Origin of the sequence: Methylobacterium sp. Leaf466 (assembly GCF_001425565.1) — a bacterium.
Lineage (GTDB): Bacteria > Pseudomonadota > Alphaproteobacteria > Rhizobiales > Beijerinckiaceae > Methylobacterium.
Window position 1 is genome coordinate 1 of record NZ_LMRC01000032.1, and the last position, 21,365, is coordinate 21,365.

24 protein-coding genes and 1 tRNA gene are annotated in these 21,365 nt (G+C 71.6%); 15 read left to right on the forward strand and 10 right to left on the reverse strand.

Annotated elements, in window-relative coordinates:
- Positions 1-348: 348 nt before the first annotated feature.
- From ASG59_RS13780 to ASG59_RS13800, 5 genes are all read right to left on the reverse strand, one after another.
- Positions 349-423, reverse strand: a tRNA-Thr gene (locus ASG59_RS13780).
- 140 nt (positions 424-563) lie between these two features.
- A complete protein-coding gene (locus ASG59_RS13785; RefSeq protein ID WP_056281373.1) occupies positions 564-1,019 on the reverse strand; it encodes an NUDIX hydrolase in 456 nt (151 codons plus the stop codon).
- Positions 1,020-1,341: 322 nt separating this feature from the next.
- Positions 1,342-1,818, reverse strand: coding sequence for a MarR family transcriptional regulator (locus ASG59_RS13790; protein WP_055880326.1), 477 nt, complete (start codon positions 1,816-1,818; stop codon positions 1,342-1,344).
- 216 nt (positions 1,819-2,034) lie between these two features.
- Positions 2,035-2,934 (reverse strand): metallophosphoesterase, encoded by a 900-nt coding sequence (locus tag ASG59_RS13795; RefSeq protein WP_056281374.1) that lies wholly within the window; start codon positions 2,932-2,934, stop codon positions 2,035-2,037.
- Positions 2,935-3,114: 180 nt separating this feature from the next.
- Complete coding sequence (locus tag ASG59_RS13800; RefSeq protein WP_082528765.1) at positions 3,115-4,278, reverse strand: tetratricopeptide repeat protein; 1,164 nt, start codon at positions 4,276-4,278, stop codon at positions 3,115-3,117.
- A 530-nt stretch (positions 4,279-4,808) separates the two neighbouring features.
- On the opposite strand from ASG59_RS13800, the gene ASG59_RS13805 reads away from it, so the two are divergent.
- Genes ASG59_RS13805 through lpxK form a run of 3 tightly spaced genes read left to right on the forward strand, consistent with a single transcriptional unit; the run spans position 4,809 to position 7,868 of the window.
- On the forward strand, positions 4,809-5,531 hold the full coding sequence (locus tag ASG59_RS13805; protein WP_056409415.1) for a lysophospholipid acyltransferase family protein: 723 nt from the start codon (positions 4,809-4,811) through the stop codon (positions 5,529-5,531).
- Positions 5,532-5,563: 32 nt separating this feature from the next.
- Complete coding sequence (locus tag ASG59_RS13810; protein WP_056409657.1) at positions 5,564-6,868, forward strand: 3-deoxy-D-manno-octulosonic acid transferase; 1,305 nt, start codon at positions 5,564-5,566, stop codon at positions 6,866-6,868.
- A 16-nt stretch (positions 6,869-6,884) separates the two neighbouring features.
- Positions 6,885-7,868 carry a tetraacyldisaccharide 4'-kinase gene (gene lpxK / locus ASG59_RS13815; RefSeq protein ID WP_056409417.1) on the forward strand — a complete coding sequence of 328 codons (984 nt, stop codon included), beginning with the start codon at positions 6,885-6,887 and terminating at the stop codon, positions 7,866-7,868.
- A gap of 217 nt (positions 7,869-8,085) precedes the next feature.
- Here the strand turns inward: lpxK and ASG59_RS13820 are convergent, their stop codons facing one another.
- A complete protein-coding gene (locus ASG59_RS13820; RefSeq protein WP_055880341.1) occupies positions 8,086-8,307 on the reverse strand; it encodes a DUF2093 domain-containing protein in 222 nt (73 codons plus the stop codon).
- Positions 8,308-8,455: 148 nt separating this feature from the next.
- Between ASG59_RS13820 and ASG59_RS13825 the strand changes: the two genes are divergently transcribed.
- Genes ASG59_RS13825 through deoA form a run of 4 tightly spaced genes read left to right on the forward strand, consistent with a single transcriptional unit; the run spans position 8,456 to position 11,737 of the window.
- Entirely contained in the window at positions 8,456-8,866 is a 411-nt protein-coding gene (locus ASG59_RS13825; RefSeq protein WP_055881239.1) for a cytidine deaminase, read from the forward strand.
- Between the two features lie 17 nt (positions 8,867-8,883).
- Positions 8,884-9,687, forward strand: coding sequence for a purine-nucleoside phosphorylase (locus tag ASG59_RS13830; RefSeq protein ID WP_082528783.1), 804 nt, complete (start codon positions 8,884-8,886; stop codon positions 9,685-9,687).
- Positions 9,688-9,725: 38 nt separating this feature from the next.
- Positions 9,726-10,430 carry a deoxyribose-phosphate aldolase gene (deoC, locus tag ASG59_RS13835; RefSeq protein WP_056409661.1) on the forward strand — a complete coding sequence of 235 codons (705 nt, stop codon included), beginning with the start codon at positions 9,726-9,728 and terminating at the stop codon, positions 10,428-10,430.
- Complete coding sequence (gene deoA, locus ASG59_RS13840; RefSeq protein WP_056409418.1) at positions 10,427-11,737, forward strand: thymidine phosphorylase; 1,311 nt, start codon at positions 10,427-10,429, stop codon at positions 11,735-11,737. The genes deoC and deoA overlap by 4 nt, the downstream gene beginning before the upstream one ends.
- A 35-nt stretch (positions 11,738-11,772) precedes the next feature.
- Here the strand turns inward: deoA and ASG59_RS13845 are convergent, their stop codons facing one another.
- From ASG59_RS13845 to ASG59_RS13855, 3 genes are read right to left on the reverse strand one after another with little or no spacing between them, the layout of a single operon-like run.
- The gene (locus ASG59_RS13845) at positions 11,773-12,210 is read right to left on the reverse strand and encodes a YeeE/YedE family protein (protein WP_055880351.1); all 438 of its coding nucleotides are present in this window, start codon (positions 12,208-12,210) and stop codon (positions 11,773-11,775) included.
- On the reverse strand, positions 12,207-12,632 hold the full coding sequence (locus tag ASG59_RS13850) for a YeeE/YedE family protein (RefSeq protein WP_347379714.1): 426 nt from the start codon (positions 12,630-12,632) through the stop codon (positions 12,207-12,209). The genes ASG59_RS13845 and ASG59_RS13850 overlap by 4 nt, the downstream gene beginning before the upstream one ends.
- A complete protein-coding gene (locus ASG59_RS13855) occupies positions 12,629-13,108 on the reverse strand; it encodes a TIGR01244 family sulfur transferase (protein WP_056409423.1) in 480 nt (159 codons plus the stop codon). Before ASG59_RS13855 ends, ASG59_RS13850 begins: the two co-directional genes overlap by 4 nt.
- A gap of 266 nt (positions 13,109-13,374) precedes the next feature.
- On the opposite strand from ASG59_RS13855, the gene ASG59_RS13860 reads away from it, so the two are divergent.
- The 6 genes from ASG59_RS13860 (at position 13,375) to ASG59_RS20950 (ending at position 19,628) form a co-directional block, all read left to right on the forward strand.
- Positions 13,375-13,566, forward strand: a complete 192-nt coding sequence (locus tag ASG59_RS13860; protein WP_055880358.1) for a hypothetical protein — start codon at positions 13,375-13,377, stop codon at positions 13,564-13,566.
- A 136-nt stretch (positions 13,567-13,702) separates the two neighbouring features.
- Entirely contained in the window at positions 13,703-14,464 is a 762-nt protein-coding gene (gene cysE, locus ASG59_RS13865) for a serine O-acetyltransferase (protein ID WP_244475723.1), read from the forward strand.
- A gap of 374 nt (positions 14,465-14,838) precedes the next feature.
- The gene (locus tag ASG59_RS21455) at positions 14,839-16,230 is read left to right on the forward strand and encodes a family 2B encapsulin nanocompartment shell protein (RefSeq protein WP_056409428.1); all 1,392 of its coding nucleotides are present in this window, start codon (positions 14,839-14,841) and stop codon (positions 16,228-16,230) included.
- A complete protein-coding gene (locus tag ASG59_RS13875) occupies positions 16,217-18,115 on the forward strand; it encodes a cysteine desulfurase (RefSeq protein WP_056409430.1) in 1,899 nt (632 codons plus the stop codon). Before ASG59_RS21455 ends, ASG59_RS13875 begins: the two co-directional genes overlap by 14 nt.
- A gap of 562 nt (positions 18,116-18,677) precedes the next feature.
- A complete protein-coding gene (locus tag ASG59_RS13880) occupies positions 18,678-19,355 on the forward strand; it encodes a recombinase family protein (RefSeq protein WP_056409432.1) in 678 nt (225 codons plus the stop codon).
- A 96-nt stretch (positions 19,356-19,451) separates the two neighbouring features.
- A complete protein-coding gene (locus tag ASG59_RS20950) occupies positions 19,452-19,628 on the forward strand; it encodes a hypothetical protein (RefSeq protein ID WP_200945962.1) in 177 nt (58 codons plus the stop codon).
- Positions 19,629-19,662: 34 nt separating this feature from the next.
- Here the strand turns inward: ASG59_RS20950 and ASG59_RS20955 are convergent, their stop codons facing one another.
- Complete coding sequence (locus ASG59_RS20955; protein WP_200945963.1) at positions 19,663-19,806, reverse strand: hypothetical protein; 144 nt, start codon at positions 19,804-19,806, stop codon at positions 19,663-19,665.
- 523 nt (positions 19,807-20,329) lie between these two features.
- Here ASG59_RS20955 and ASG59_RS13885 point away from each other — a divergent pair.
- Both ASG59_RS13885 and ASG59_RS21460 read left to right on the forward strand, forming a co-directional pair.
- A complete protein-coding gene (locus tag ASG59_RS13885; RefSeq protein ID WP_056409434.1) occupies positions 20,330-20,710 on the forward strand; it encodes a hypothetical protein in 381 nt (126 codons plus the stop codon).
- Between the two features lie 509 nt (positions 20,711-21,219).
- On the forward strand, positions 21,220-21,345 hold the full coding sequence (locus ASG59_RS21460) for a hypothetical protein (protein WP_277996117.1): 126 nt from the start codon (positions 21,220-21,222) through the stop codon (positions 21,343-21,345).
- The last annotated feature ends 20 nt before the right edge of the window (positions 21,346-21,365 follow it).

Sequence of the window (21,365 nt, forward strand, 5' to 3'; positions counted from 1 at the left end):
CCCGCTTCGCCGGGCTGATCAGGGGCGCCCCGCCATACCCATCCGGGGGGTCAAAGTTCGACGCCGATCCAGGGTCAATGTTCAACGCTGTTTGACACCCGAGAACAGGCACGCATCGAGCGTCGAGCGAGACGGGGCGGTGAGGATCGCTTCTGGAGCCGGGTCGCTGTCGAGATTGCTCGACGCGAGGGGCGGGCAGGAGAGATCGGCTTGAAGTGAGCGGATCGGTTTCAGGAGCCGCCCTAAGAGGGCTGGGGTGCATTACTCCGCGCTGCACCCCCACTGCACCCCCAAATGAAATGCTGGGGTGCAGATCGGTCTGAAGTGGAGGCTAAGTCATTGATTTAATGGTGCTGCTGGACAGGATTGAACTGTCGACCTCCTCATTACCAATGAGGTGCTCTACCACTGAGCTACAGCAGCGTCCGAACCGGGTGGCGCGAGGCGTCCTTCCCGAACGGGTTGGGCATTAGCGGATCACACCGGGCTTGGCAATCGCCGCGACGCCCCGGTCTCGCCGATTGTCCCGCCGGCCCGTGCGGGCGGCCGCGATGCCGGGCGGTTTATCCCTTCTTGCGCGTCTCGCCCTTGAAGGCCGAGCGGATGATCGCGGCCAGACCCGCCTCCGCCACCGCCTCGGCGGCCTCGGCGGGGGTGAACCAGCGATCCTCGCGCTGGTCCTGCTCGGGCCACGATTTCAGCTGCTTGCGCACCTCGAGGGGGAAGACCTTGACCTGGCACAGCACCGCGTCGCGGTTCTTGAGGCGCTTCTCGTAGAGGTAGAACCCGAGCGGGCGCTTCCCGACCTGGCCGATCAGCCCGGCCTCCTCGTAGGCCTCGCGGGCGGCGGCGTCGTAGGGCTTGCGGCCCTTCATCGGCCAGCCCTTCGGGATCACCCAGCGCCGGCTTTCCCGCGAGGTGATGAGCAGCACGCACAGCCCCCGTTCGGGCAGGCGCTGGAACGGCAGCGCGCCGACCTGGTTCCGGGTCTCGCGCTCCACATCGGCGTAGGTCGTCATGATGGGGCAACGCCGGGATCGCGGCCCCGTTCACCGCGCGACACGAACGGCGTGGCCGGTGCGCGCCGGATCGGTCCGGTCCCGCACGCTCGGTCGGGTGCGACGGACGCCCGGACGGGGCGTCCGCGATCAGTGGCAGGCACGATGCGGGTGTCTCATGATGATGGAGGACGGAGGCGGCGGACGGCCATCGAGGAATAGACGACAACCGACCGGCTTGACCAGCGTCGCTTAGCCGGCAACGCATGATCCGCGGCCGAGGTTCCGGCCGATGCGGCGCCCGGCGCCGTCGTCGCACCGGGGCCGACCGGGCGCGGGGCCGTCAGTCCGCCGCGCTGAGGTTCTCGATGAGGGCGTTGAGATCGGCCCGCAGCGCCTGCACCTCGGGCTCGGAGAGGTTGAGCTGGCACATCACGGCCTTGCGCACCGCTCCCGCCTCCGCCCGCAGGCCGCGCCCGCGGGCGGTGAGGGTGATCTCGACCTCGCGCTCGTCGGTCAGGCGCCGGCTGCGGGTGACGAAGCCCGCGGTCTCCAGGCGCTTGAGCACCGGCGTCAGCGTCCCGGAATCGAGGCGCAGCCGGCGTCCGATCTCGGAAACGGTGACGCCGTCGGTCTCCCACAGCACGAGCAGGACGAGATACTGCGGATAGGTCAGGCCCATCCGCTCCAGCATCGGGCGATAGCTCTTGGTCATGCGGTGGGCGGCGGCATAGAGCGCGTAGCAGAGCTGGTTGTCCAACAGCAGGGGATCGACGAGGGTCGCCTTCTCCTCCCTCGGCGCATCTACCGTACAGGTCATGCCATCCGTCCTCGACACCGACGCCCCTTATGACCCCGACCGGCCGTGGTGGCGACATCCTCACCGGCCCGGAGGGGAAAAACCTGCACGATGCGTTCGGTTGGGCCCGGCACATTGCGAAATCGTCCCGACTGGGCAGAGACATAGTGCCGAACACTTGTCCCAGCGTATAGGGCCTTTGCGCCGCGACGGCCGCCGGCGTCCACGGCGTCGCGCCTACGGCAGGGTCAGGGGCACCGGCCCGAGGTCGGCGATGGCGCCCTCCGGCGTGAGGCCACGCTCGCTGGCGGCGATGGAGAAGCCGTCGCCGTCCCGGGCGATAGCGTAGAGGCGATAGCTCGCCCGGTGGTGGCGGGCGTTGACGCCGGCTGAGGCGGAGGGCGCCCCCACCACCGGCACCCGCCGTCCGCCCGGCCCGGCGACGACGGCGAGGCTGCCGACGTGGTTGTGCCCGTGCAGGATCATCTCGGCGCCCGCCCGCCCGATCATCGCCGTGAAGGCGGCCGCATCGGTGAGCTCGCGCCCGGGCCTGGCGCCGCCGGGATGGGGCGGATGGTGGATCATCACCACCCGGCACGGCGGCTCGGCCTCGGCGGCGAGCGCCGTCAGCACCGCCTCGGCCGCGGCGATCTGCGCCGCCCCGAGCCGGCCGCTGGCGACGAAGGGTTTCGTGGGGATCGCCGAGGACAGCCCGACGAGGGCGACCGGCCCGCGCCGGCGCAGGTAGGGGAACCCGGCGCGGGCCTCGCCGTCGCCGGTGGCCCAGTCGCCGCAGGCCCCGAGCAGCCCCTCGAGGGAGCCGCGCACGTAGGCGTCGTGGTTGCCCGGCACGAAGCTCACCGCCCCGGGCGGGCCCAGGGCCTCGAGGAAGACGCGCGAGGTCGCCCATTCGCTGGGAAGGCCGATGTTGCACAGGTCGCCGGTGCAGGCGATGTGGTCCTGCCCCTGGGCGTGCAGGTCGGCCACCAGGGCGGCGAGCACGTCCATGTCGTGGCCCTGGCCCCGCCCGCGACGCCAGTTGACGTAGCCGGTGGCGCGCTTGCTCAGGAGCTGGCGCAGGCGGGGTCGCGGCAAAGGCCCCACGTGCGGGTCGGTGAGATGGGCGAGACGGAACATCGCGACCTAGGGCATGATGCGGAAACGCGGGGTCGGGTCTTTCCGACATCGTCATGCCGGACCGGCATGACGGCACGTCGAGGCCCCGCCTTCGCGGCAACCCGCCGTCGCGTCAAGCGCGGCCGGTCACCCGCTTCCCGTCACTTGCCGGCTCACTCGCCGGCCCTCGGTTGCCGGCCGTCACTTGCCGATCGTGAAGGGCTGCTCGACGCGGACCGTGCGGTCGCCGCCGTCCTCGCGCAGGGTGTAGGCGAGCACGTAGGCGCCGGCGGGCGCGCCGTCGAGGCTCATGGTGCTGTTGAGGAAGAACTCCTGGTTCTTGAAATGGCTGGTGAAATCCTGCTTCAGGATGGCCTTCTGGCCGCCCAGGATCTCCCCCGACGCCGAGACGATCTCGACGTCGACGGTGACGCCGAACCGGTAGGTGTCCGCACCCACGGGAGTGAAGGCGTAGCCGATCGGCTCGAGGTAGGTCAGGAGCTTCTCCCCCGGCGCGAACACGCTCGAGGGCCGCGCCTCGTAGTCGCCGAAGCTGTTGGCCTTGCGGGTGACGAACATCGCCCGGCGGGCGCCGAACGGCAGCCTCGCCCAGATCGCCGCGGTCGCCGCCTGCTGCGCGTCGAACTCGGCGTAGGTGGCCGCTCCGGTGGCCGGTGCGGCCGGGCTCGCGGCGACCGCCGGGGCGGGACGCGCGGCGACCACGGAGCGCAGCCGCTTGCGCACGGCCTGGACGTCCTCGTCCTCCGGCTCCAGGCGGAACGCCGTCTCGACGTCGGCGAGCGCCTTGTCGGCGGCGCCGGTCTTCTCGTAGGCGAGGGCGCGGCTGTAGTAGGTCAGCCCGCGCTTGGGATCGAGGCGGATCGCCTCGTCGAAGTCCTTGATCGCCCGCTCGGAATCGCCCTTGTTGCCGTAGGCGATCCCGCGATTGACGAAGCTGTCGCCCACGGTCGGATCGAGCTTGATGGACCGATCGTAGTCCTCGATCGCGGCATCGTAGCGTTCCATGTCGTCGTAGGTCGACCCGCGGCTACGGAAGAAGTCCGCGTCGCTGGGATCGACCGCGATGGCCTCGTTGAAATCGGCGAGGGCGCGGTCGTAGTCTTCCTTTTTCCTGTAGGCGAGGCCGCGATTGTAGAAGGCATGCGCGACGCTCGTCGTCGTCTCGCGCTTGCGCTGGCCGAGGACGAGGTTGCAGCCGGCGATGGTCTGTTCGGGCGTGCCGTCGTCGCTGAAGCAGGCGTCGCGGGGCTTGCCCGCCGCCAGGGCCGAGCCCGCCGTCGAGGCCGAGCCCGCCGTCAACCCGAGCGCCAGCGCGAGGCCGACCCGTCCAGACCAAACACGCATGCCGGCGTTCTCTCACGGTTCGCCCACGCCGGCCCGACGGCCGGCTGGAACACGGTTGCACCGGCGTCCGAAGCGGGTTCGCGTCGGCGGGCCAACGCTTCACCCTGCCCAGGTCCTTGGTGTGTCACACCATTTCCGGCTGATCACGTCGTGATGCGGACATGGGCTTCGCTCAGGCGCCGCGCGGGCTCGGCGATACGGTTCCCGCTCGATTACGAGCGGAAACCGTATCACCGGGTTTTGACGCAAAACCGGTGGCCGCTTTCGCGAAACCTCCTTAGGACCACCGATCCGTTTACGGAAGCGGTTTTGCGGACCCGGTCGGGAAGACCGTGCGTGCCGGGACGCGGTTGCGCCCCGGGAGGGATCGGAGCTAGACAGCCCGGCCTTTCCGCGTCTGCCGCCGTGCCAGCGGAGCGCATCCGCCGGCACCGGGAGACGCTCCGCGCGCGGCGCATCCCGGGGGAGCGAGACATGACACCGACCGCTTGGTCCCGACCCGCCCGTTTCGATTCCGCCCGTTCCGCGGCATGAGCCTGGTCAAGCGCATCGGCCGCGCGCCGGCGGTGCAGACCGTCCTCGGAGTCCTGGCCGAGCGCTACCTGCGCCTCGTGCGCCGCACCAACCGCTTCGTGGTCGAGCCCGCCGGCCCCGACCCCTGGCTCGACGGGCTCTCGCCCTTCATCGCGGGCATGTGGCACGGCCAGCACACGATGATCTCGTTCATGCGCCGGCCGCACGACCGCATCGCCACCATCATCTCCCGCTCGGCGGACGGGAACGTCAACACCATCGCCCTGACCCGAATGGGGGTGCGGGTGATCCGCGCCTCGGGTGCCCGCGGCCGCGCCGTGCGCGACGTGCGCGCCAAGGGCGGGGCCGAGGGCCTGCGCGCCATGCTGCGCGCCCTCAAGGACGGCGAGAGCGTCGCCTTCAGCGCCGACGTGCCGAAGGTGTCGCGGCGCTGCGACGCCGGCATCCTGACGCTGGCCCGCTTCTCGGGCCGCCCGATCGTACCGGTGGCGGTGGTGACGAGCCGCCACCTGCGCCTGCGCAGCTGGGACCGGGCCTGCTTCGGCCTGCCGTTCGGGCGCGGCGCCATGGTGTTCGGCCGCGCCTTCGAGGTGCCGCGCGAGATCGAACCGGAGGCGTTCGAGGCGATCCGCCTGGCGGTGGAGGCCGAGATGAACCGCGTCCACGACCGCGCCTACGCCCTGGTCGGGCGCCACGACCGCGTCGGGAATCCGCCATGACGGCACCGGCTCTCCAGAAGGCGCAGGTCCTGATGAAGGCGCCCCCCCTGCCGTTGAGCATCACGGCCTACCGCACCGGCCTCACCCTGGCCGAGCCCGCCCTGTCGGGCCTGCTGGCGTTCCGGGCCCGGCGCGGCAAGGAGGACACCGCCCGCCTGCCCGAGCGCCGGGGCGTGCCCGGGCGGGTCCGGCCACGGGGGCGCCTGTGCTGGATGCACGGGGCCAGCATCGGCGAGGCGCTGTCCCTCGTCGGCCTCGTCGACGGCATGATCGCACGCGGCTTCTCGGTGCTGGTGACCACGGGCACCCGCAGCGCCGCCGAACTGATCGGCGCCCGGCTGCCGCCGGCCGCCTTCCACCAATACGTGCCGTTGGACGCGCCGCGCTGGATCGGCCGCTTCCTCGACCACTGGCGGCCCGACCTCGCCCTGGTGGCCGAATCCGAGATCTGGCCCAGCACCATCGTGGCGCTGCACGCCCGCGGGGTGCCGCTGCTCCTCGTCAACGGCCGGATGTCGGAGCGGTCGTTCAAGGGGTGGGGGCGCACGCCGCGCACCGCCGAGGCGCTGTTGTCGCGCATCGCCGTCTGCCTCGCCCAGACGCAGGAGGACGCGGAGCGGTTCGCGCGGCTCGGGGCGCCGCGGGTGAGCGTCACCGGCAACCTCAAGTACGATTCCGCCGTTCCCGCCGTGGACGAGGCGCATCTGGCGCACCTGCGCAGCGTCGTCGGCGGCCGGCCGGTCTGGGCTGCGGCCAGCACCCATCCGGGCGAGGACGCCATGGTCGCCCGCGCCCACCTCGCGCTCAAGGACCGGCTGCCGGACCTGCTCACCGTCCTGGTGCCGCGCCACCCCCATCGCGGTGCCGAGATCGCGAGCGAGGTCGCCGGCCTCGGCCTGCGCACCGCCCGCCGGGCGCAGGGCGGCTGGCCGCACGGGGCGATCGACCTCTACGTCGCCGATACGCTGGGCGAACTCGGGCTGTTCTATCGCCTGTGCCCGCTGGTGTTCCTCGGCGGTTCGCTGGTGCCCCACGGCGGCCAGAACCCGATCGAGCCGACCCGCCTCGAGGCGGCCGTGCTGCACGGGCCGCACGTCGAGAACTTCACCCAGGTCTACCGCGCCCTCGACGCGGCCGGGGGCGCCCTGGCGGTGGCCGACGAGCGCGATCTCGCCGCGGCCGTCGGCGACCTCCTGCCGGATCCGCGCCGGCTGCGGGCGATGGCCGCGGCGGGAGGGGCCGCCCTGCTGCCGTTCGAGGGTGCCCTCGACCGGACCCTGGCGGTGATCGAGCCGTTCATCGCGCAGATGACCCTCTCGGCCATGGCCCGGCCGTGAGGGTGAACGGGTCCTGATGCGGCCCCCGGCCTTCTGGGACGCCTCCCCCCGCCATCCGGCCGCCCGGCTCCTGGCCCCCCTGGGCCGGCTCTACGGCCGCTTCACCGCGGCCCGCATGGACCGGCCCGGCGAGCCCGGCCCCTGCCCGGTGGTCTGCATCGGCAACCTCACCCTCGGGGGGGCCGGCAAGACGCCGACGGCGCTCGCCGTCGCCGCCCTCCTGCGCGATCGCGGCGCCCGGCCGGCCTTCCTCACCCGCGGCTACGGCGGCCGGCTCGCCGGCCCCGTGGCGGTGGACGCCGCCCGCCACGATGCCGCGGCGGTGGGCGACGAGGCCTTGCTGCTCGCCCGGGCCGCCACGACGGTGGTGTCCCGCGACCGGCCGGCCGGCGCGCGCCTCTGCCGCGACCGGGGCGCCACGGTGGTGGTGATGGACGATGGGCTGCAGAACCCGAGCCTGACCAAGACCCTGTCGCTGGCGGTGGTGGATGCGGGTGCGGGCATCGGCAACGGCCTGCCCTTCCCCGCCGGCCCCCTGCGGGTGCCCCTGGCCCGGCAATGGCCCCACGTTGACGCCGTGGTGCTGGTGGGGACGGGCGAACCCGGCGAGCGCGTCGCCGCCATGGCGAGCGCGCGCGGCCTGCCGGTGTTCCGCGCACGGCTGGTGCCGGACCGGTCCGGACCGCCGCTGGCCGGGCGCCGGCTCCTCGCCTTCGCCGGCATCGGCCGGCCGGACAAATTCTTCGCGACCCTGCGCGAGGCCGGCGCCGAGGTCGTCGGGACGCGCGGCTTTCCCGACCACCACCCCTACCGCGCCGGCGACCTCGCCGCCCTCGCCGCCGAGGCGCAGCGCCTCGGGGCCGGGCTGATCACCACGCAGAAGGACCTGGTTCGGGTGCCGCCGGCCTTCGCGGATCGGATCGAGGCGCTGCCGGTGACCCTGCGCTTCGCCGACGAGGCGGCGGTGGCGGGGCTGCTGCGGCGGCTCCCGAGCCTTTGATCGTCACTCCGGTCGGTGCGGGCGTCCCCTTCCAGCCTACGGAGCCGTGGACCGGGTGTCGGAGGACAGAACCGGTTTCGTCATGGAACCGGCCGGCCCGTCGGTGTTTCACGGGAAACATACTGTCGCCATCGGCGAGGGATTCTGCGGGCTCTCCGCCGCACCTCATGAGAATGAGGAGACTGCTCCCGGCCGCATCGCCGACGCGCGACCGCGTTCACCCCGCCTTCGCACTCCCGGCCAGCCGCTCCATCACCGCCTCCGGCGTGGCATAGGCCTCCTGGCGGTCGACGCTCCAGTAGCGCAGGTCGTCGAGGGGGATGGCGGTTCCGGTCACCGCGCAGCGCACGAAGGTGCCGGGCTTGATCACCCGCATGGTGCCGTCGCCGTATTCCACCACCGCCTCGCCGGATCCGCTCCGATCGTATCGCCCCAGCATCGCTCTTGCGTCCTTCGTCCGTCCTCGCCGTGATGACGTGTCTTAGGAGTGCGGCCGACGCTTGTCGACGCGGCCGGCCTCGACAGGCGCGAAGCCTTGGTGCCAATGATCGGCGATGCCCGCCTTTCCGCCCGACGCTTCCGCCTTGATGAGCGAGCCCGCCCCGCCCCTCGACGCGCTGTTCGCCGCCGCCCGCCTGGCGCGGGAGCGGGCGCATGCCCCCTATTCGACCTTCCGGGTCGGGGCCGCCCTCGTCGACGAAGCCGGCCGGGTCCATGCCGGCTGCAACGTCGAGAACGCGGCCTATCCGGTGGGCACCTGCGCCGAGGCCGGGGCCATCGCCGCGATGGTGGCGGGCGGCGGGCGGCGCATCCGCGCGATCCTGGTGCTCGGCGACGGCCCGGCCCTGGTGACGCCCTGCGGCGCCTGCCGTCAGCGCATCCGCGAGTTCGCCGAGCCGTCCGCTCCGATCCACGTGGCCGGGCCGGAGGGAATCCGGCGCAGCTTCACCCTCGACGACCTGTTGCCCGCCTCGTTCGGGCCGGACAACCTGGCGTGACGGCCCCCTCGCCCGATGTGGCCGTGGCGGCGGCCCGCGACCACCTGATGCGGCAGGGATTCGCCGGCCCCTACGCCTGCGCGATCGTCACCGGCACCGGGCTCGGCGCCCTGGTCGGCGGCCTCGGGGAGGCCCGTGCCCTGCCCTACGCGGAGATCCCGGGGTTTCCGGCCCCCGGCGTCAGCGGCCACGGCGGGAGCCTGCACAGCGGCCTTCTCGCGGGCCGGCCGGTGCTGGTGTTCGAGGGCCGGGCCCATGCCTACGAGCGCGGGCACGCCGCCGCGATGCGGGTGCCCGTCGGCCTCGCTCGCGCGCTCGGGGCGGGTGCCCTGCTCCTCACCAACGCCGCCGGCTCGCTGATGCCTCAGGCCGGCCCCGGCAGCCTCGTCGCCCTCACCGACCACATCAACCTGTCGGGGCTCAACCCCCTCGTGGGCGAGGCGAGCGACGCCCGCTTCGTCGGCATGGTCGGGGCCTACGACGCGGCCTTGCGCGGGCATCTCCACGCCGCCGCCGAAGCCTGCGCCGTCCCGCTGTTTGAGGGCGTCTACGCCTGGTTCTCCGGCCCGAGCTTCGAGACCCCGGCGGAGGTGCGCATGGCCGGGCGCCTCGGGGCAGACCTCGTCGGCATGTCGACGGTGCCCGAGGTCATCCTCGCCCGGTTCTACCGTCTGCCGGTGGCCGCGGTCTCGGTGGTCACCAACCTCGCCGCCGGGATCGAGGGGGGTGACCCCGACCATGCCGAGACCAAGGCGGCGGCCAGCGCCGCGGCCGCCGACCTTGCCCGCCTCGTCGAGGCCTTCGTCGCGAGACTGCCGTGACCCGTTTGCCCGAAGACGCCGCCTTCGCCCGGCGCGCCATGCCGCTCCTCGACCTCACCGACCTCTCGGAGGGCTGCACCGCCGCCGCCGTGGCGGCCCTCTGCGCCACGGCGCGCGACAGCAGGGTGGCGGCGGTCTGCGTCTGGCCGCGCTTCGTCACGGAGGCCCGCGGGCACCTGGGGACGAGCGGCGTGCGCGTCGCGACGGTGATCAACTTTCCGGGCGGCGGCGAGGACGTTGCGAGTGCCGTGGCCGACACCCGCGCGGCGCTGTCGGACGGCGCCCATGAGATCGACCTCGTCCTGCCCTACCGCGCCCATCTGGAGGGGCGCGCCGACCCGGTCCGGGCGATGGTCGCCGCGGTACGGGCGGCCTGCGGCGGGGCCCTGCTCAAGGTGATCCTGGAGACCGGGGAGCTGACGACGCCCGAGGCCATCGCCGGGGCGAGCCGCCTCGCCCTGGAAGAAGGTGCCGACATGCTCAAGACTTCCACCGGCAAGAGCCCGGTCTCGGCGACGCCGGAGGCCGCCCGCATCATGCTCGCGGCCATCCGCGCCCATGCCGGGCCGCGCCCGGCCGGCCTCAAGATCTCGGGCGGGGTGCGCACCATCGCCGACGCCGCCCCCTACCTCGCCCTGGCCGACGCCGCCATGGGGGCGGAATGGGCGAGCCCGGCGACCTTCCGCTTCGGCGCGAGCCAGCTGCACGGGGCGCTGGCCGCCGCCCTCGGAGAGACGCGATGAGACTCCCCCAGGAGATCATCCGGCACAAGCGCGACGGCCACGACCTCGCGCCCGCCGAGATCGCCGGCTTCATCGCCGGGCTCACCGACGGGCGCGTCACGGAAGGCCAGGCGGCGGCCTTCGCCATGGCGGTGTTCTTTCGCGGGCTGTCCCTGGACGAGCGGGTGGCGCTGACCCGGGCGATGACCGAGTCGGGCACGGTGCTGGCCTGGGACCTGCCCGGCCCCGCCCTCGACAAGCATTCGAGCGGTGGCGTCGGCGACACCGTCAGCCTCGTGCTGGCACCGATGGTGGCGGCCTGCGGCGGCTACGTGCCGATGATCTCGGGCCGCGGCCTCGGCCACACCGGCGGCACGCTGGACAAGCTCGCGAGCATCCCCGGCTACGACGTGGCGCCCGACCTCACCCGCTTCCGCCAGGTGGTGCGGGAGGCCGGCTGCGCCATCATCGGCCAGACCGCCGACCTCGCCCCGGCCGACCGGCGCCTCTACGCCATCCGCGACGTCACCGGCACGGTGGAATCGCTCGATCTCATCACCGCCTCGATCCTGTCGAAGAAGCTCGCCGCCGGGCTCGACGGCCTGGTGATGGACGTGAAGACCGGCTCGGGTGCCTTCATGACGAGTCTCGACGAGGCGCGCGCGCTCGCCACCAGCATCGTCACGGTGGCCAAGGGGGCGGGGCTGAACACCGTCGCCCTCGTCACCGACATGGACGCGCCGCTGGCCAGCGCCGCCGGCAACGCCGTGGAGGTGGCCTATGCGATCGACTACCTCACCGGCCGCCGCCGCGAACCGGCTTTCCACGCGGTGACCCTGGCGCTGGCGGCCGAGATGCTGGTGCTGGGCGGCCTCGCCGGGGATGTCGCGCAGGCGACCCGACGGCTGGAGGCGACCCTGGCCGACGGCCGCGCCGCCGAGGCTTTTTCGCGGATGGTTCGCGCGCTCGGCGGCCCCGCCGACCTCGTGGAGCGCCCCGACCGTCACCTGCCGCGGGCGCCCGTCGTCCGAACGGTCCTGCCAACGGAACAGGGCCACGTCGCCGGCGTGGCGACCCGGGCGCTCGGCCTCGCCGTCATCGCGCTGGGCGGTGGCCGGACCCGGCCGCAGGACGGCATCGACCCGGCCGTCGGCCTCACGAACCTCCCCCGCCCCGGCGACCCGGTCGGCCCCGACCGCCCGCTGGCCGTGGTCCATGCGGCGAGCGAGACGGCTGCGGACGCGGCCGAAGCGGCGGTGCGGGCGGCCTATCGGATCGGGGCGCAGGGGCGTGAACCGAGGCCGGCCGTGATCGAACGGATCGGGTGATCGGTCGGATCGCGCGGACCGGGATCGCCCCCCCATCACGATGCGCCTGTCGCCCTGCGTCCGGCGACCCGGGCATGCACCCCCATCCCCACCGCCATCGCGCCCACGAACACCAGCACCGGCACGGCGCCCGTGGACAGCGCGGCCACCGCCGGGCCGGGGCAGAGGCCGGCCAGCCCCCAGCCGATGCCGAACAGGGCCGAGCCGATCACCAGGGGCGGGTCGATCCGGCGGCCGGCGGGGATCTCGAAGCGGGCGTCGAAGGCCGGCCGGGCGAGGCGGCGCTGGATCAGGGTGCCGAGGGCCGAGACGGTGACGGCGCCCCCGAGGACGGCCATCAGGCTCGGGTCCCAGGCGCCGCCGACGTCGAGGAAGCCGCGCACGCGCACCGGGTCGAGCATCCCTGAGAGCGACAGCCCGAAGCCGAAGACGAGGCCGGCGGCCAGGGCGGACAGGAGGCGGGCCGGGCTCATGCAACGAGCCTCATGAGGGTGACGGTGGCCATGCCGCTCGCCAGGAAGGTCGCCACCGCGACGAGGGAGCGGGGCGAGAGCCGCGCCAGACCGGCGACCCCGTGCCCGCTGGTGCAGCCCGAGCCGAGGCGGCTGCCGAAGCCGACGAGCAGGCCGGCGACGGCGAGCAGCGGCCACGACGCCTCGATCCGCATCACCGGCCAGGCCCCCGTGGCCACCGCGAACAGCGGCGGGCCCGACAGGAGCCCGAGCACGAAGGCCAGATCGGTCAGGCGGCGCTCGCCCCGGTCCCTGCCGAGACCGGCCACGAGGCCGCTGATGCCGGCGATGCGGCCGTTGAGGAGCAGCAGCATCGCGGCCGACAGCCCGATGAGGAGGCCGCCCGCGAGCGAGGGGAGCAGGGCACGCGCGATGTCGGTCACGGGGTCTCTCCGGTGTCGGCGTCCCCGGTGCCGGCGTCTCCGGTCCGGTCCGGCGCGTGCCGGCGCAGCCAGGCGAGGACGCCCGTGAGATCGAAGCCGAGGCCGGCGCCGTAGGCGAGCACGTCCTCGCGCCGCATCCGCCCGTCCAGGACTTCTCCCAGGACGTGCAGGGTGAGCGAGCGGGTGCCGCCGCGGCAATGGGCGAGGACCGGCCCGGGGGCGGCCGCGACCGTCTCGCGGAAGCGGCGCACGTCGTCGCGGGTGATGGTGTCGCCCGTCACCGGCAGGTCGGCGTAGGCGAGCCCGGCCGCCTCGGCCGCCGCGCGCTCGGCCGCCGCGCCCGGCTGGCCTGGCTCCTCCCCGTCGGGCCGGTTGTTGAGGAGGCCGGCGACGCCGTGGGCGGGCAGATCGGCGATCTCGGCCAGACTCGGCTGCCCCGACACCAGGAGCTTGGGGGTGACGCGCGTGAGCGGCATGGGCTGTCCTCTTCGTCGTTGCGGCGGGCGAACGCGACGCCGCCCCCTTGTGTTTCGCTGATAGATCGTCAAATATGCATTGTAAATCAATTACTTATAGAATTTTGAACCGCCAATCCAGCCCCACGGAGCAAGAATCGTCCATGAAATGGGATCGTCGCAGAAACCTCCATCCGCGGCCTCACCGACTGCGGCGGGCCTGACCGTTCGACCACCAGAACAGACGCGATTGTCAAGAATAGCAGCATCGGCAGGAGGGTTAGGCCATGGCACCAGGGGATCAGGTGGTGTTCGCACGGCTCGACGTCGCGGAAGCCCTCGGCATCTGGCGGCACGCCACGGGTCGCGTCGTGGGAATCCACCCCGCGACCGACGGGCCGCTGGCGGTGGACGTGGCCTTCGACGGCTACGGCGTCCTCGTCAGCTACATCGCCGCCCTGTTCACGCGCGTCGCCTGACGGCGCGGCCCGCATGACAGCGTCATCGCACCTCCAGGAGCGGCCGCCCGTGACGGCGGCCGGCACCCTCGACGGCCTCAAGCCGCCTCTGCGCAGCATCAGCCACAGCACCACCGAGGCCGACGTCTGGCGGGAGATGCGGGCGGAGGCCGAGGCCGCCATCATCGAGGAACCGCTCTACGCGGGCATCATCCAGGCGACGATCCTCGACCAGCGGTCGATCGCGCACGCCTTCGCCTATCGCCTCGCCCATCGCCTGGGCGACGGCGACCTCGCGCGCCTGGCGATGCGCGACCTCTGCCTCTCGGCGTTCGAGGCCGACCCGCACGCCGGGGCGCACGCGGTGCGCGACCTCGTCGCCATCCGCGAGCGCGATCCTACCTGCCGGCGCTACCTCGACCCGTTCCTGTTCTACAAGGGCCTGGCGGCGCTGGAGGGCTACCGGGTCGCCCACTGGCTCTGGCACCAGGGCCGCGCCACCTTGAGCCTCCACGTCCAGAGCCGGATCTCGGAGGTGTTCGGGGCCGACATCCACCCCGCCGCCCGGATCGGCTCGGGCGTGTTCATCGACCACGCCACCGGGGTCGTCATCGGCGAGACCACGGTGATCGCCGACGAGGTCTCGATCCTGCAGTCGGTGACGTTGGGCGGCAACGGCAAGGAGAGCGGCGACCGCCACCCCAAGATCGAGCGCGGGGTGCTGCTCAGCGTCGGCGCCAAGGTGCTCGGCAACATCCGGGTCGGCGAAGGCGCCAAGGTCGCCGCCGCCGCGGTGGTGCTGCACGACGTGCCCGCCCACAGCACCGTGGCCGGCGTCCCGGCCCGCGTCGTCTCCCGTCTCGGGACCGGCGAGGCGCCCGCCCTCAGCATGGACCAGTTTTTCGCAGACGGGATCTGACCGCCTCCGCGAGAGGCGTTCCTCGTTCGCTTCCACTGCGGCGGCGTTCTCGAGGATAAATCTCTCCCGATTGCGGCGCGGAAAGACCGTTCCCGCAGTCTACCTCCGGATCCGACAAGTCTGTTCTGAGAATTTATGTCAATATAGAATTTATTTCTATTGACGGCTGCGAAATATAAAGACTAAATACGGAGCGCTGACGCAATTTATGCTTGCGTTAGACAGTCGAAATCACACGAATCGGGGTGATTTTTCCCTGTCCGACAAGGTTCGGGCGGTGCGTTTGCTTGCGGCCATAGCCCGACGGGATGGCAACCGCCCGTCACCCGCCCTCCCGATCACGACCCCCGACGACAAAAAGGAAGCTTGAGACGATGAGTGGACCGGGTCTGAGCGTAAGCGCCTCTGCGGCGCGCAACCTAGCGACGGCGACCGTCACCGCGGTCCAGAACGCCGCCACCACCCCGCGCTGGTTCCACCGGCTCCTGCCCTTCGTGGACGTGCCCGGCGGCGTCTACCGCGTGAACCGCCGCGCGGTGGTGCTGGCCAAGCCCGGCCGCCTGACGCTGGTCAACGAGGGCGAGGAGCGCACGATCCGCTCGGCCTCGCTGCGCGCCGTGCCGCTGTTCAGCCGGCTCGGCGACGCCGAGCTCGCGACGCTGGCCCAGACGTTCACCCTCAGCCACCACAAGGCCGGCGACGTCATCGCCGAGGAGGGCTCCACCGGCCGCAGCCTCGCGGTGGTGGCCGACGGCACCGTCGAGCTCAGCCTGTCGGGTCCGTTCAAGAACCGCCTGCGCCAGCGCCTGGCCACCCGCGGCGACTACTTCGGCGACGACGACCTCGTGGGCGAGAACGGACCGGCGCCGGCGGTCAAGGCGCTCTCGGCGGTGACGCTGCTCACCCTCGACCGCGCCGCCATCGACGACGAGGCCATCCGCTCGCGCATCACCCAGTACCAGGAGGAGCGCGACCGTCTGAAGGGCCACACCAACTCCCATGGCGAGCAGGGCATCGAACTCCTGGCCGTCCATACCGGCGAGCCGCGCCTGCCAACCACCTACGTCGACTACGAGATCGACCCGCGCGAGTACCACCTCTCCACCATCCAGACGATCCTGCACACGCACACCCGCGTCACCGACCTCTACTCCAACGAGATCGACCAGCTGCGCGAGCAGATCCGCCTGACGGTGGATGCGGTCAAGGAGCGGGAGGAGTGGGAGCTGTTCAACAACTCCGAGTTCGGCCTGCTCCACGAGGTCGGCCCGCGCCAGCGCATCCCCACCCGCGGCGGCCCGCCGACCCCGGACGACCTCGACGAGCTGCTCACCCTGGTGTGGAAGAAGCCGGCCTTCTTCGTGGCGCATCCGCGCGCCATCGCCGCCTTCGGCCGCGAGGCCACCCGGCGCGGCGTGCCGCCGGTGGTGATCCACCTGTTCGGTTCGCCCTTCCTCACCTGGCGCGGCGTCCCGATCGTGCCGAGCGACAAGCTGCCCATCGACATCGACCCGGTCACCGGCGCCCAGACCACCTCGCTCCTGCTCCTGCGCGTCGGCGAGCACGAGCAGGGCGTGGTCGGCCTGCAGAAGTCCGGCGTCACCGGCGAGGTCGAGCCCGGCCTGTCGGTGCGCTACATGGGCACCAACGACCACTCCATCGCCTCGCACCTCGTGACCCGCTACTTCTCGGCCGCCGTGCTGGTGGAGGACGCCATCGCGCGCCTCGATAACGTGCTCCTGGGCAACTACCATGACTACGCCTGAGACCGGGTTCCTCCACGCCGCGCCGGGATTTTCCGGCGAGGCCTCCCACGCGGATCTGGTGGCCCGGCTGGCCAACGAGATCTACGGCCGGGGCCATGGGCCGAGCGCTCCGTTCACGCCAGCGCAGGCGCCGGGCGTGAGCCGGGAGGCGGGCGTGGGCTCGCGGTCCTTCGGCACGCCCCCCGTGGGCGTGCCCGGCATCACGCACACCCCGCCGCCCGACACGGCGACGATCCCCTCGGTGCATCCCCTGGCCGAGCCGCAGGCTCTTCGGCCGCTGCCGGAGTTCTTCGTGCCGAGCCTGTCCGAGGCAGCGGCCGGCCTGCCCGGCGGCCCCGACCTGCACCGCCGGATCGCGGGCGACCACCCGCGCGCCACCGCCTTCGCGGACGCGCTCGCCGGCGCCTTCGCCCTTCCCTCGGTCCACCCCCAGGGGGCCGGACCGGCGACCGAGCCGGCCCGCCACGACGGGGGCCGGCCCTCGTCCCGGCACGTGCGCACGGTGGAGTATCCGGGCGACTATTACTTCCTCACGTCCGAGACGAGCCGCACCGCGCCGCGGCCGGCCGCCTCGCACCAGATCGACGAGCCTCTGCTCGACGAACATCGCGGCTCGCGGGCCGGCGGGACGCCGACCCACGTCCACGCGCCGGCCTCGGCCCCGCCGGCCGCCGCCTTCGACGTCGAGACGGTTCGAAAGGACTTTCCGGCCCTGCACCAGACCATCAACGGCCATCCGCTGGTCTGGCTCGACAACGCCGCCACCACGCACAAGCCCCGGAGCGTCATCGATGCCACGTCCGAGTTCTACGGCCGCCACAACTCGAACATCCACCGGGCCGCCCACACCCTGGCGGCGCGCTCCACCGACCTGTTCGAGGGGGCGCGCGAGACGGTGCGGCGCTTCCTCAACGCGCCGAGCAAGGACGACATCGTCTTCCTGCGCGGCACCACCGAGGCGATCAACCTCGTGGCCAATTCCTACGGCCGCGCCAACATCGGTCCGGGCGACGAGATCATCGTCAGCCAGATCGAGCACCACGCCAACATCGTGCCCTGGCAGCTCCTGACCCAGGCCACCGGCGCCACCCTGCGGGTGATCCCGGTCAACGACCGGGGCGAGATCGTGTTCGAGCGGTTCGCCGCCCTGCTCTCGGGCCGCACCAGGATCGTGTCGGTGACCCATGTCGCCAACGCGCTCGGCACCATCAACCCGGTGGCCGAGATCATCGCGCTGTCCCACGCCTACGGGGTGCCGGTGCTGGTGGACGCGGCCCAATCCTCGCCGCACATTCCCCTCGACGTGCAGGCCCTCGACGCCGACTTCCTGGTGTTCTCCGGCCACAAGGTGTTCGGGCCCACCGGCATCGGGGCGCTCTACGGCAAGACGCACCTGCTCGCGGCGATGCAGCCGTGGCAGGGCGGCGGCCACATGATCGAGGACGTCACCTTCGCGAAAACCGTCTACAAGGGCGCGCCCGAAAAGTTCGAGGCCGGCACGCCCGACATCGCCGGCGCGGTGGGGTTAGGCGCCGCCCTCGACTACCTCGAGGGCGTGGGCCTGCCCGGCATCGCGGCCTACGAGCACGACCTCCTGGAGTATGCGCAGGCCGGCCTCGCCGAGGTGCGGGGCGTGCGCCTCATCGGCACCGCCCGCCGGAAGGCCAGCGTGATGTCCTTCACGGTGGCCGGCCACGACAACGAGGCGGTGGCCAAGCACCTCGACGCCCGCGGCATCGCGGTACGCTCAGGGCATCATTGCGCCCTGCCGGCCCTGCGCCGCTTCGGCGTCGACCAGTCGGTGCGCGCCTCGCTCGCCTTCTACAACACCCGCGAGGACGTGGACGTCTTCCTCAAGGGCCTGCACGCCCTGGCGCGGCGATAGGCGGACCGCGGGAGACGGGTCCACCCGTCTCCCGCCACGGCCGTGCCGATTGTCTGGAGGTGGCGTCCCCGGCAGGTTGAACCGATGAGGCGAAATTCTGCTTGTTAATCAGTATTCTAGCGCCGCCCTTGAGGCAAACTTTGTATGACCATCCTGCCTGGACGGTCAAGCCGGATCACTAGGTCACCCCGACTACCCAAGGGGTCAACCATGCGAGACCTCACACGTAGAGGCCAGCGCAGGCGTTTCCCCCCGTAGGGGTACTCGCGCACGCCCTAGCGCGTGGAGTAGCACCCCCGCCTACCCGCGTGACCATCTCCGGGCGCCCGCGCGAATGAGTCACCGGGCCGGCAGCCCTGGCTGCATCCCGCCGTCCGCCTCAAGTCCAGGCGCAGCATCATCCTTCGCAACTTAAGTCGGCATCGGCGAGGGGTGAGACGTGGCCGCACCTCGGCAGCGGCGAGCCAAGACCATATCACCACTCATCGACGAGCGTTGATGGGTATTGACACAGGTCTATCGAGGACTCAGCTTAGGGCGAGCGCCACCGAGGCCCGCCGCCATGACCACCTACGTTGCCTACTGCCGAGTGAGCACCGACAAGCAGGGCCGCTCTGGGCTCGGCCTGGAGGCCCAGCAAGCCGCCATACAGTCCCACCTCCGGCCAGGAGACCTCCTCCTCCAGCCGCCCTACGTCGAGGTGGAGAGCGGCAAGCGGGCCGACCGGCCGCAGCTCCAGGCCGCCATCGCGCGGTGCCGGAGGACGGGCGCCACGCTCCTCATCGCGAAGCTGGACCGGCTGGCCCGCAACGTCGCCTTCATCTCGAACCTCATGGAAGGCGGCGTCGAGTTCGAGGCGGTGGACTTCCCGAAGGCCAATCGGCTCACCGTCCACATCCTCGCTGCCGTGGCCGAGCACGAAGCCAAGATGATCTCGGAGCGGACCAAGGCAGCCCTGGCGGCCACGAAGCGCCGGGGCACGAAGCTGGGAGGGGATCGGGGGTATCGCCCATCTGCACCGCCTTCCGCAGAGGACGTGGCGCAGGCAACGGCTGTGAGGCAGCGCAAGGCGGACCATGCAGCCTTCGCGGTGCTGCCCGTGCTGGAGGGGCTTCAGGCCAGCGGGGTGGTGAGCCTCAACGCCCTCGCCAAGCGCCTCAACGAGATGGGCCACCAGACCCCGCGCAAGGGCGCCTGGACGACCACGGCGGTGAAGCGGGCCTTGGCCCGGGTAGCTTAGGGGCCCCTCGGCACTTTACTGCGCAACCCAAGCCTATCTGGCAGCATTGTTCCCGATCACCCCTTCGTCCAGACGGGGCCAACTGGAGCAAGACCGATGAGTGCTGGCTACCCACTTCTGTTCCTGGCGCTGGGAACGCTCGGAGGTATCCTCTTCCTGGCCATCGGCGCACGCAAGCAGGTCGCGGACCTGAAGAACGACCCAGAACGCTCAAGCATCGTGAAGGATCACGGTGGCGCCCCGAGGCCCAACATGCCCGGCACCGAGCACTGAGGCTTCGCCGCAAAGCAGCCCCGGGCCGATCCCATCAGGTCGACGCCCGCTTGGTCGTTAGCACGAGCCGCCCATGGCCTGCCTCGGCATCCGGGTTGCGCAGTTCGCGTATGCCCGGTGCCTTGCCGGTCATCAGGAAGGCCAGCACGGTCATTGCCAGGATCACCTTCGAGCCCATCGCCCTTGCCTCATGTGTCATGAAGGCGGTCTAGGCCCGAGGGCTCCGGGGCGGCATGCGGTAGCGCACAGCCACGGGCCAGGGTCGGCGCAGTGGTGGCCTCATGGTGAACGAAGGGTTCACGCGGGGAAGCGGGGAGGCCTGGGATTGCGTTGAGGAAGGGGTCTACTCGCCCTCGGTTGGCTCTGCGCCTGCCGGGGGCTTTGCCGTTGAGGAGCCCGCCTCTCGACGCTCCAGCTCGGCGACTACGGCATCCCGGATGAACTCGGCCATGCGCCTCTCACCAACTAGCACCGCGATCCTTTCAAAGACGGCTTCGGGCAATCGCACCGTTGTCTTGCGGACCTGGAGTGGTGGCCGTCCCATAGCAGAGGGCTCCGGTTGGGCCGCGCGAATGCGAAGCCTGATAAAGGATGGCGTTTATTGACAGCCTAAAGGATGGCGTTTATCCCATGGATCGTTAAGGAGCTGCCACGCACAGCAGCCCTTCTCACACCCCGCACCCCGATCCTGGAGCCCATCCATGAGCGAGCAGCTTGCCGCGCTTTGCGCCGACCCGTGCCTTATCGCCACCGCCTCCCGGCCGCCCCACTCGCCCGTCCTGAAGGGCCTCGGCGTGCCCGGTCCGGTCGACCTCCAGGCGGCGTGGCGGGGTCTTCCAATCGAGACCCGGGACCGCATCGGCGCCATCGCCCTGGAGTTCGCGCTCTACACCATTGTGGACTGCCAAGGTGTCACCGAGAATGACTTCGAGGTGCTCGGGCGGACCAAGGCGGTAGCTGTGCAGGCAGCCGCAGAAGAGCAATCGAACGTCGCGATGGATGATCTCTTCAACGCCGCCGAGGCTGCCCTGCCGGCAGTCTTCGGGCGGCTTGGTGGTGGCGCCGAGCTAGGGAGCGCGTAGCCCATGGATGACACGAGGCCTCTCTCTGGTGTGACCGTGCGGGGCTTCTCGATCCCGTGCCCTGCACCGCTCGCCGCCGTCTTCGAGCGGCAGGCCACCATCACGCTTGCCGAGCTGGCCCGCCTGCTGCCTATGGACCCGGAGACCCTTCGCGGGCACATTCGCCGGGGCCACATCAGCTACGTCCAGATCGGCTTCGGGGAGAGGGCGCCTCGTCGCGTCTTCACCCTCGATGCCGTCCTACGCTTCCTCGAAGATCGGAGCCGAACCGAATGTCTGTCTACAAGCGGGCCGGCGCGGAGACGTACAGCTACGACTTCGAGCGTGGAGGGCGGAGATTTTCTGGCTCTACTGGAGAGGGAAGCCGCCGAGCGGCAGAGGCCGTCGAGCGGTGCGGGCAACTGCTTTCTGGACCGATTGGATAGAGAGGCCGCCGAGCGGCAGAAGCAGTCGAAGGGCACCGTGCCGCCGAAGCCATCACCGGGCACAAGGCCACGCGCGGCCGGCAAGTGAGCGTCCAGGACGACGACCTTGCGATGCGGCTGGTGGAGTGGGGCCAGCGGGGGTGGGACCTCGCCGCCCTCGCCTTCACGGGGGCTGGGTGGTTCCGCGTGGTGTTCAAGCGGGCGCTCTAAGGGCCCCATTGAAATCATTG

Excerpts from the sequence above, each read along its gene's own strand:
- ASG59_RS13885 (WP_056409434.1), top strand. The coding sequence starts at position 20,330 with ATGAGCGAGCAGCTTGCCGCGCTTTGCGCCGACCCGTGCCTTATCGCC.
- ASG59_RS13790 (WP_055880326.1), bottom strand. The coding sequence starts at position 1,818 with ATGACCTGTACGGTAGATGCGCCGAGGGAGGAGAAGGCGACCCTCGTC.
- ASG59_RS13855 (WP_056409423.1), bottom strand. The coding sequence starts at position 13,108 with ATGCCGCTCACGCGCGTCACCCCCAAGCTCCTGGTGTCGGGGCAGCCG.
- ASG59_RS13805 (WP_056409415.1), top strand. The coding sequence starts at position 4,809 with ATGAGCCTGGTCAAGCGCATCGGCCGCGCGCCGGCGGTGCAGACCGTC.
- ASG59_RS13795 (WP_056281374.1), bottom strand. The coding sequence starts at position 2,934 with ATGTTCCGTCTCGCCCATCTCACCGACCCGCACGTGGGGCCTTTGCCG.
- ASG59_RS20950 (WP_200945962.1), top strand. The coding sequence starts at position 19,452 with ATGAGTGCTGGCTACCCACTTCTGTTCCTGGCGCTGGGAACGCTCGGA.
- ASG59_RS20955 (WP_200945963.1), bottom strand. The coding sequence starts at position 19,806 with ATGGGCTCGAAGGTGATCCTGGCAATGACCGTGCTGGCCTTCCTGATG.
- cysE (WP_244475723.1), top strand. The coding sequence starts at position 13,703 with ATGCGGGCGGAGGCCGAGGCCGCCATCATCGAGGAACCGCTCTACGCG.
- ASG59_RS21455 (WP_056409428.1), top strand. The coding sequence starts at position 14,839 with ATGAGTGGACCGGGTCTGAGCGTAAGCGCCTCTGCGGCGCGCAACCTA.
- ASG59_RS13800 (WP_082528765.1), bottom strand. The coding sequence starts at position 4,278 with ATGCGTGTTTGGTCTGGACGGGTCGGCCTCGCGCTGGCGCTCGGGTTG.
- ASG59_RS13825 (WP_055881239.1), top strand. The coding sequence starts at position 8,456 with ATGAGCGAGCCCGCCCCGCCCCTCGACGCGCTGTTCGCCGCCGCCCGC.
- deoA (WP_056409418.1), top strand. The coding sequence starts at position 10,427 with ATGAGACTCCCCCAGGAGATCATCCGGCACAAGCGCGACGGCCACGAC.
- ASG59_RS13875 (WP_056409430.1), top strand. The coding sequence starts at position 16,217 with ATGACTACGCCTGAGACCGGGTTCCTCCACGCCGCGCCGGGATTTTCC.
- ASG59_RS13820 (WP_055880341.1), bottom strand. The coding sequence starts at position 8,307 with ATGCTGGGGCGATACGATCGGAGCGGATCCGGCGAGGCGGTGGTGGAA.
- ASG59_RS13860 (WP_055880358.1), top strand. The coding sequence starts at position 13,375 with ATGGCACCAGGGGATCAGGTGGTGTTCGCACGGCTCGACGTCGCGGAA.
- lpxK (WP_056409417.1), top strand. The coding sequence starts at position 6,885 with ATGCGGCCCCCGGCCTTCTGGGACGCCTCCCCCCGCCATCCGGCCGCC.
- deoC (WP_056409661.1), top strand. The coding sequence starts at position 9,726 with ATGCCGCTCCTCGACCTCACCGACCTCTCGGAGGGCTGCACCGCCGCC.
- ASG59_RS13785 (WP_056281373.1), bottom strand. The coding sequence starts at position 1,019 with ATGACGACCTACGCCGATGTGGAGCGCGAGACCCGGAACCAGGTCGGC.
- ASG59_RS13810 (WP_056409657.1), top strand. The coding sequence starts at position 5,564 with ATGAAGGCGCCCCCCCTGCCGTTGAGCATCACGGCCTACCGCACCGGC.
- ASG59_RS13880 (WP_056409432.1), top strand. The coding sequence starts at position 18,678 with ATGACCACCTACGTTGCCTACTGCCGAGTGAGCACCGACAAGCAGGGC.
- ASG59_RS13845 (WP_055880351.1), bottom strand. The coding sequence starts at position 12,210 with ATGAGCCCGGCCCGCCTCCTGTCCGCCCTGGCCGCCGGCCTCGTCTTC.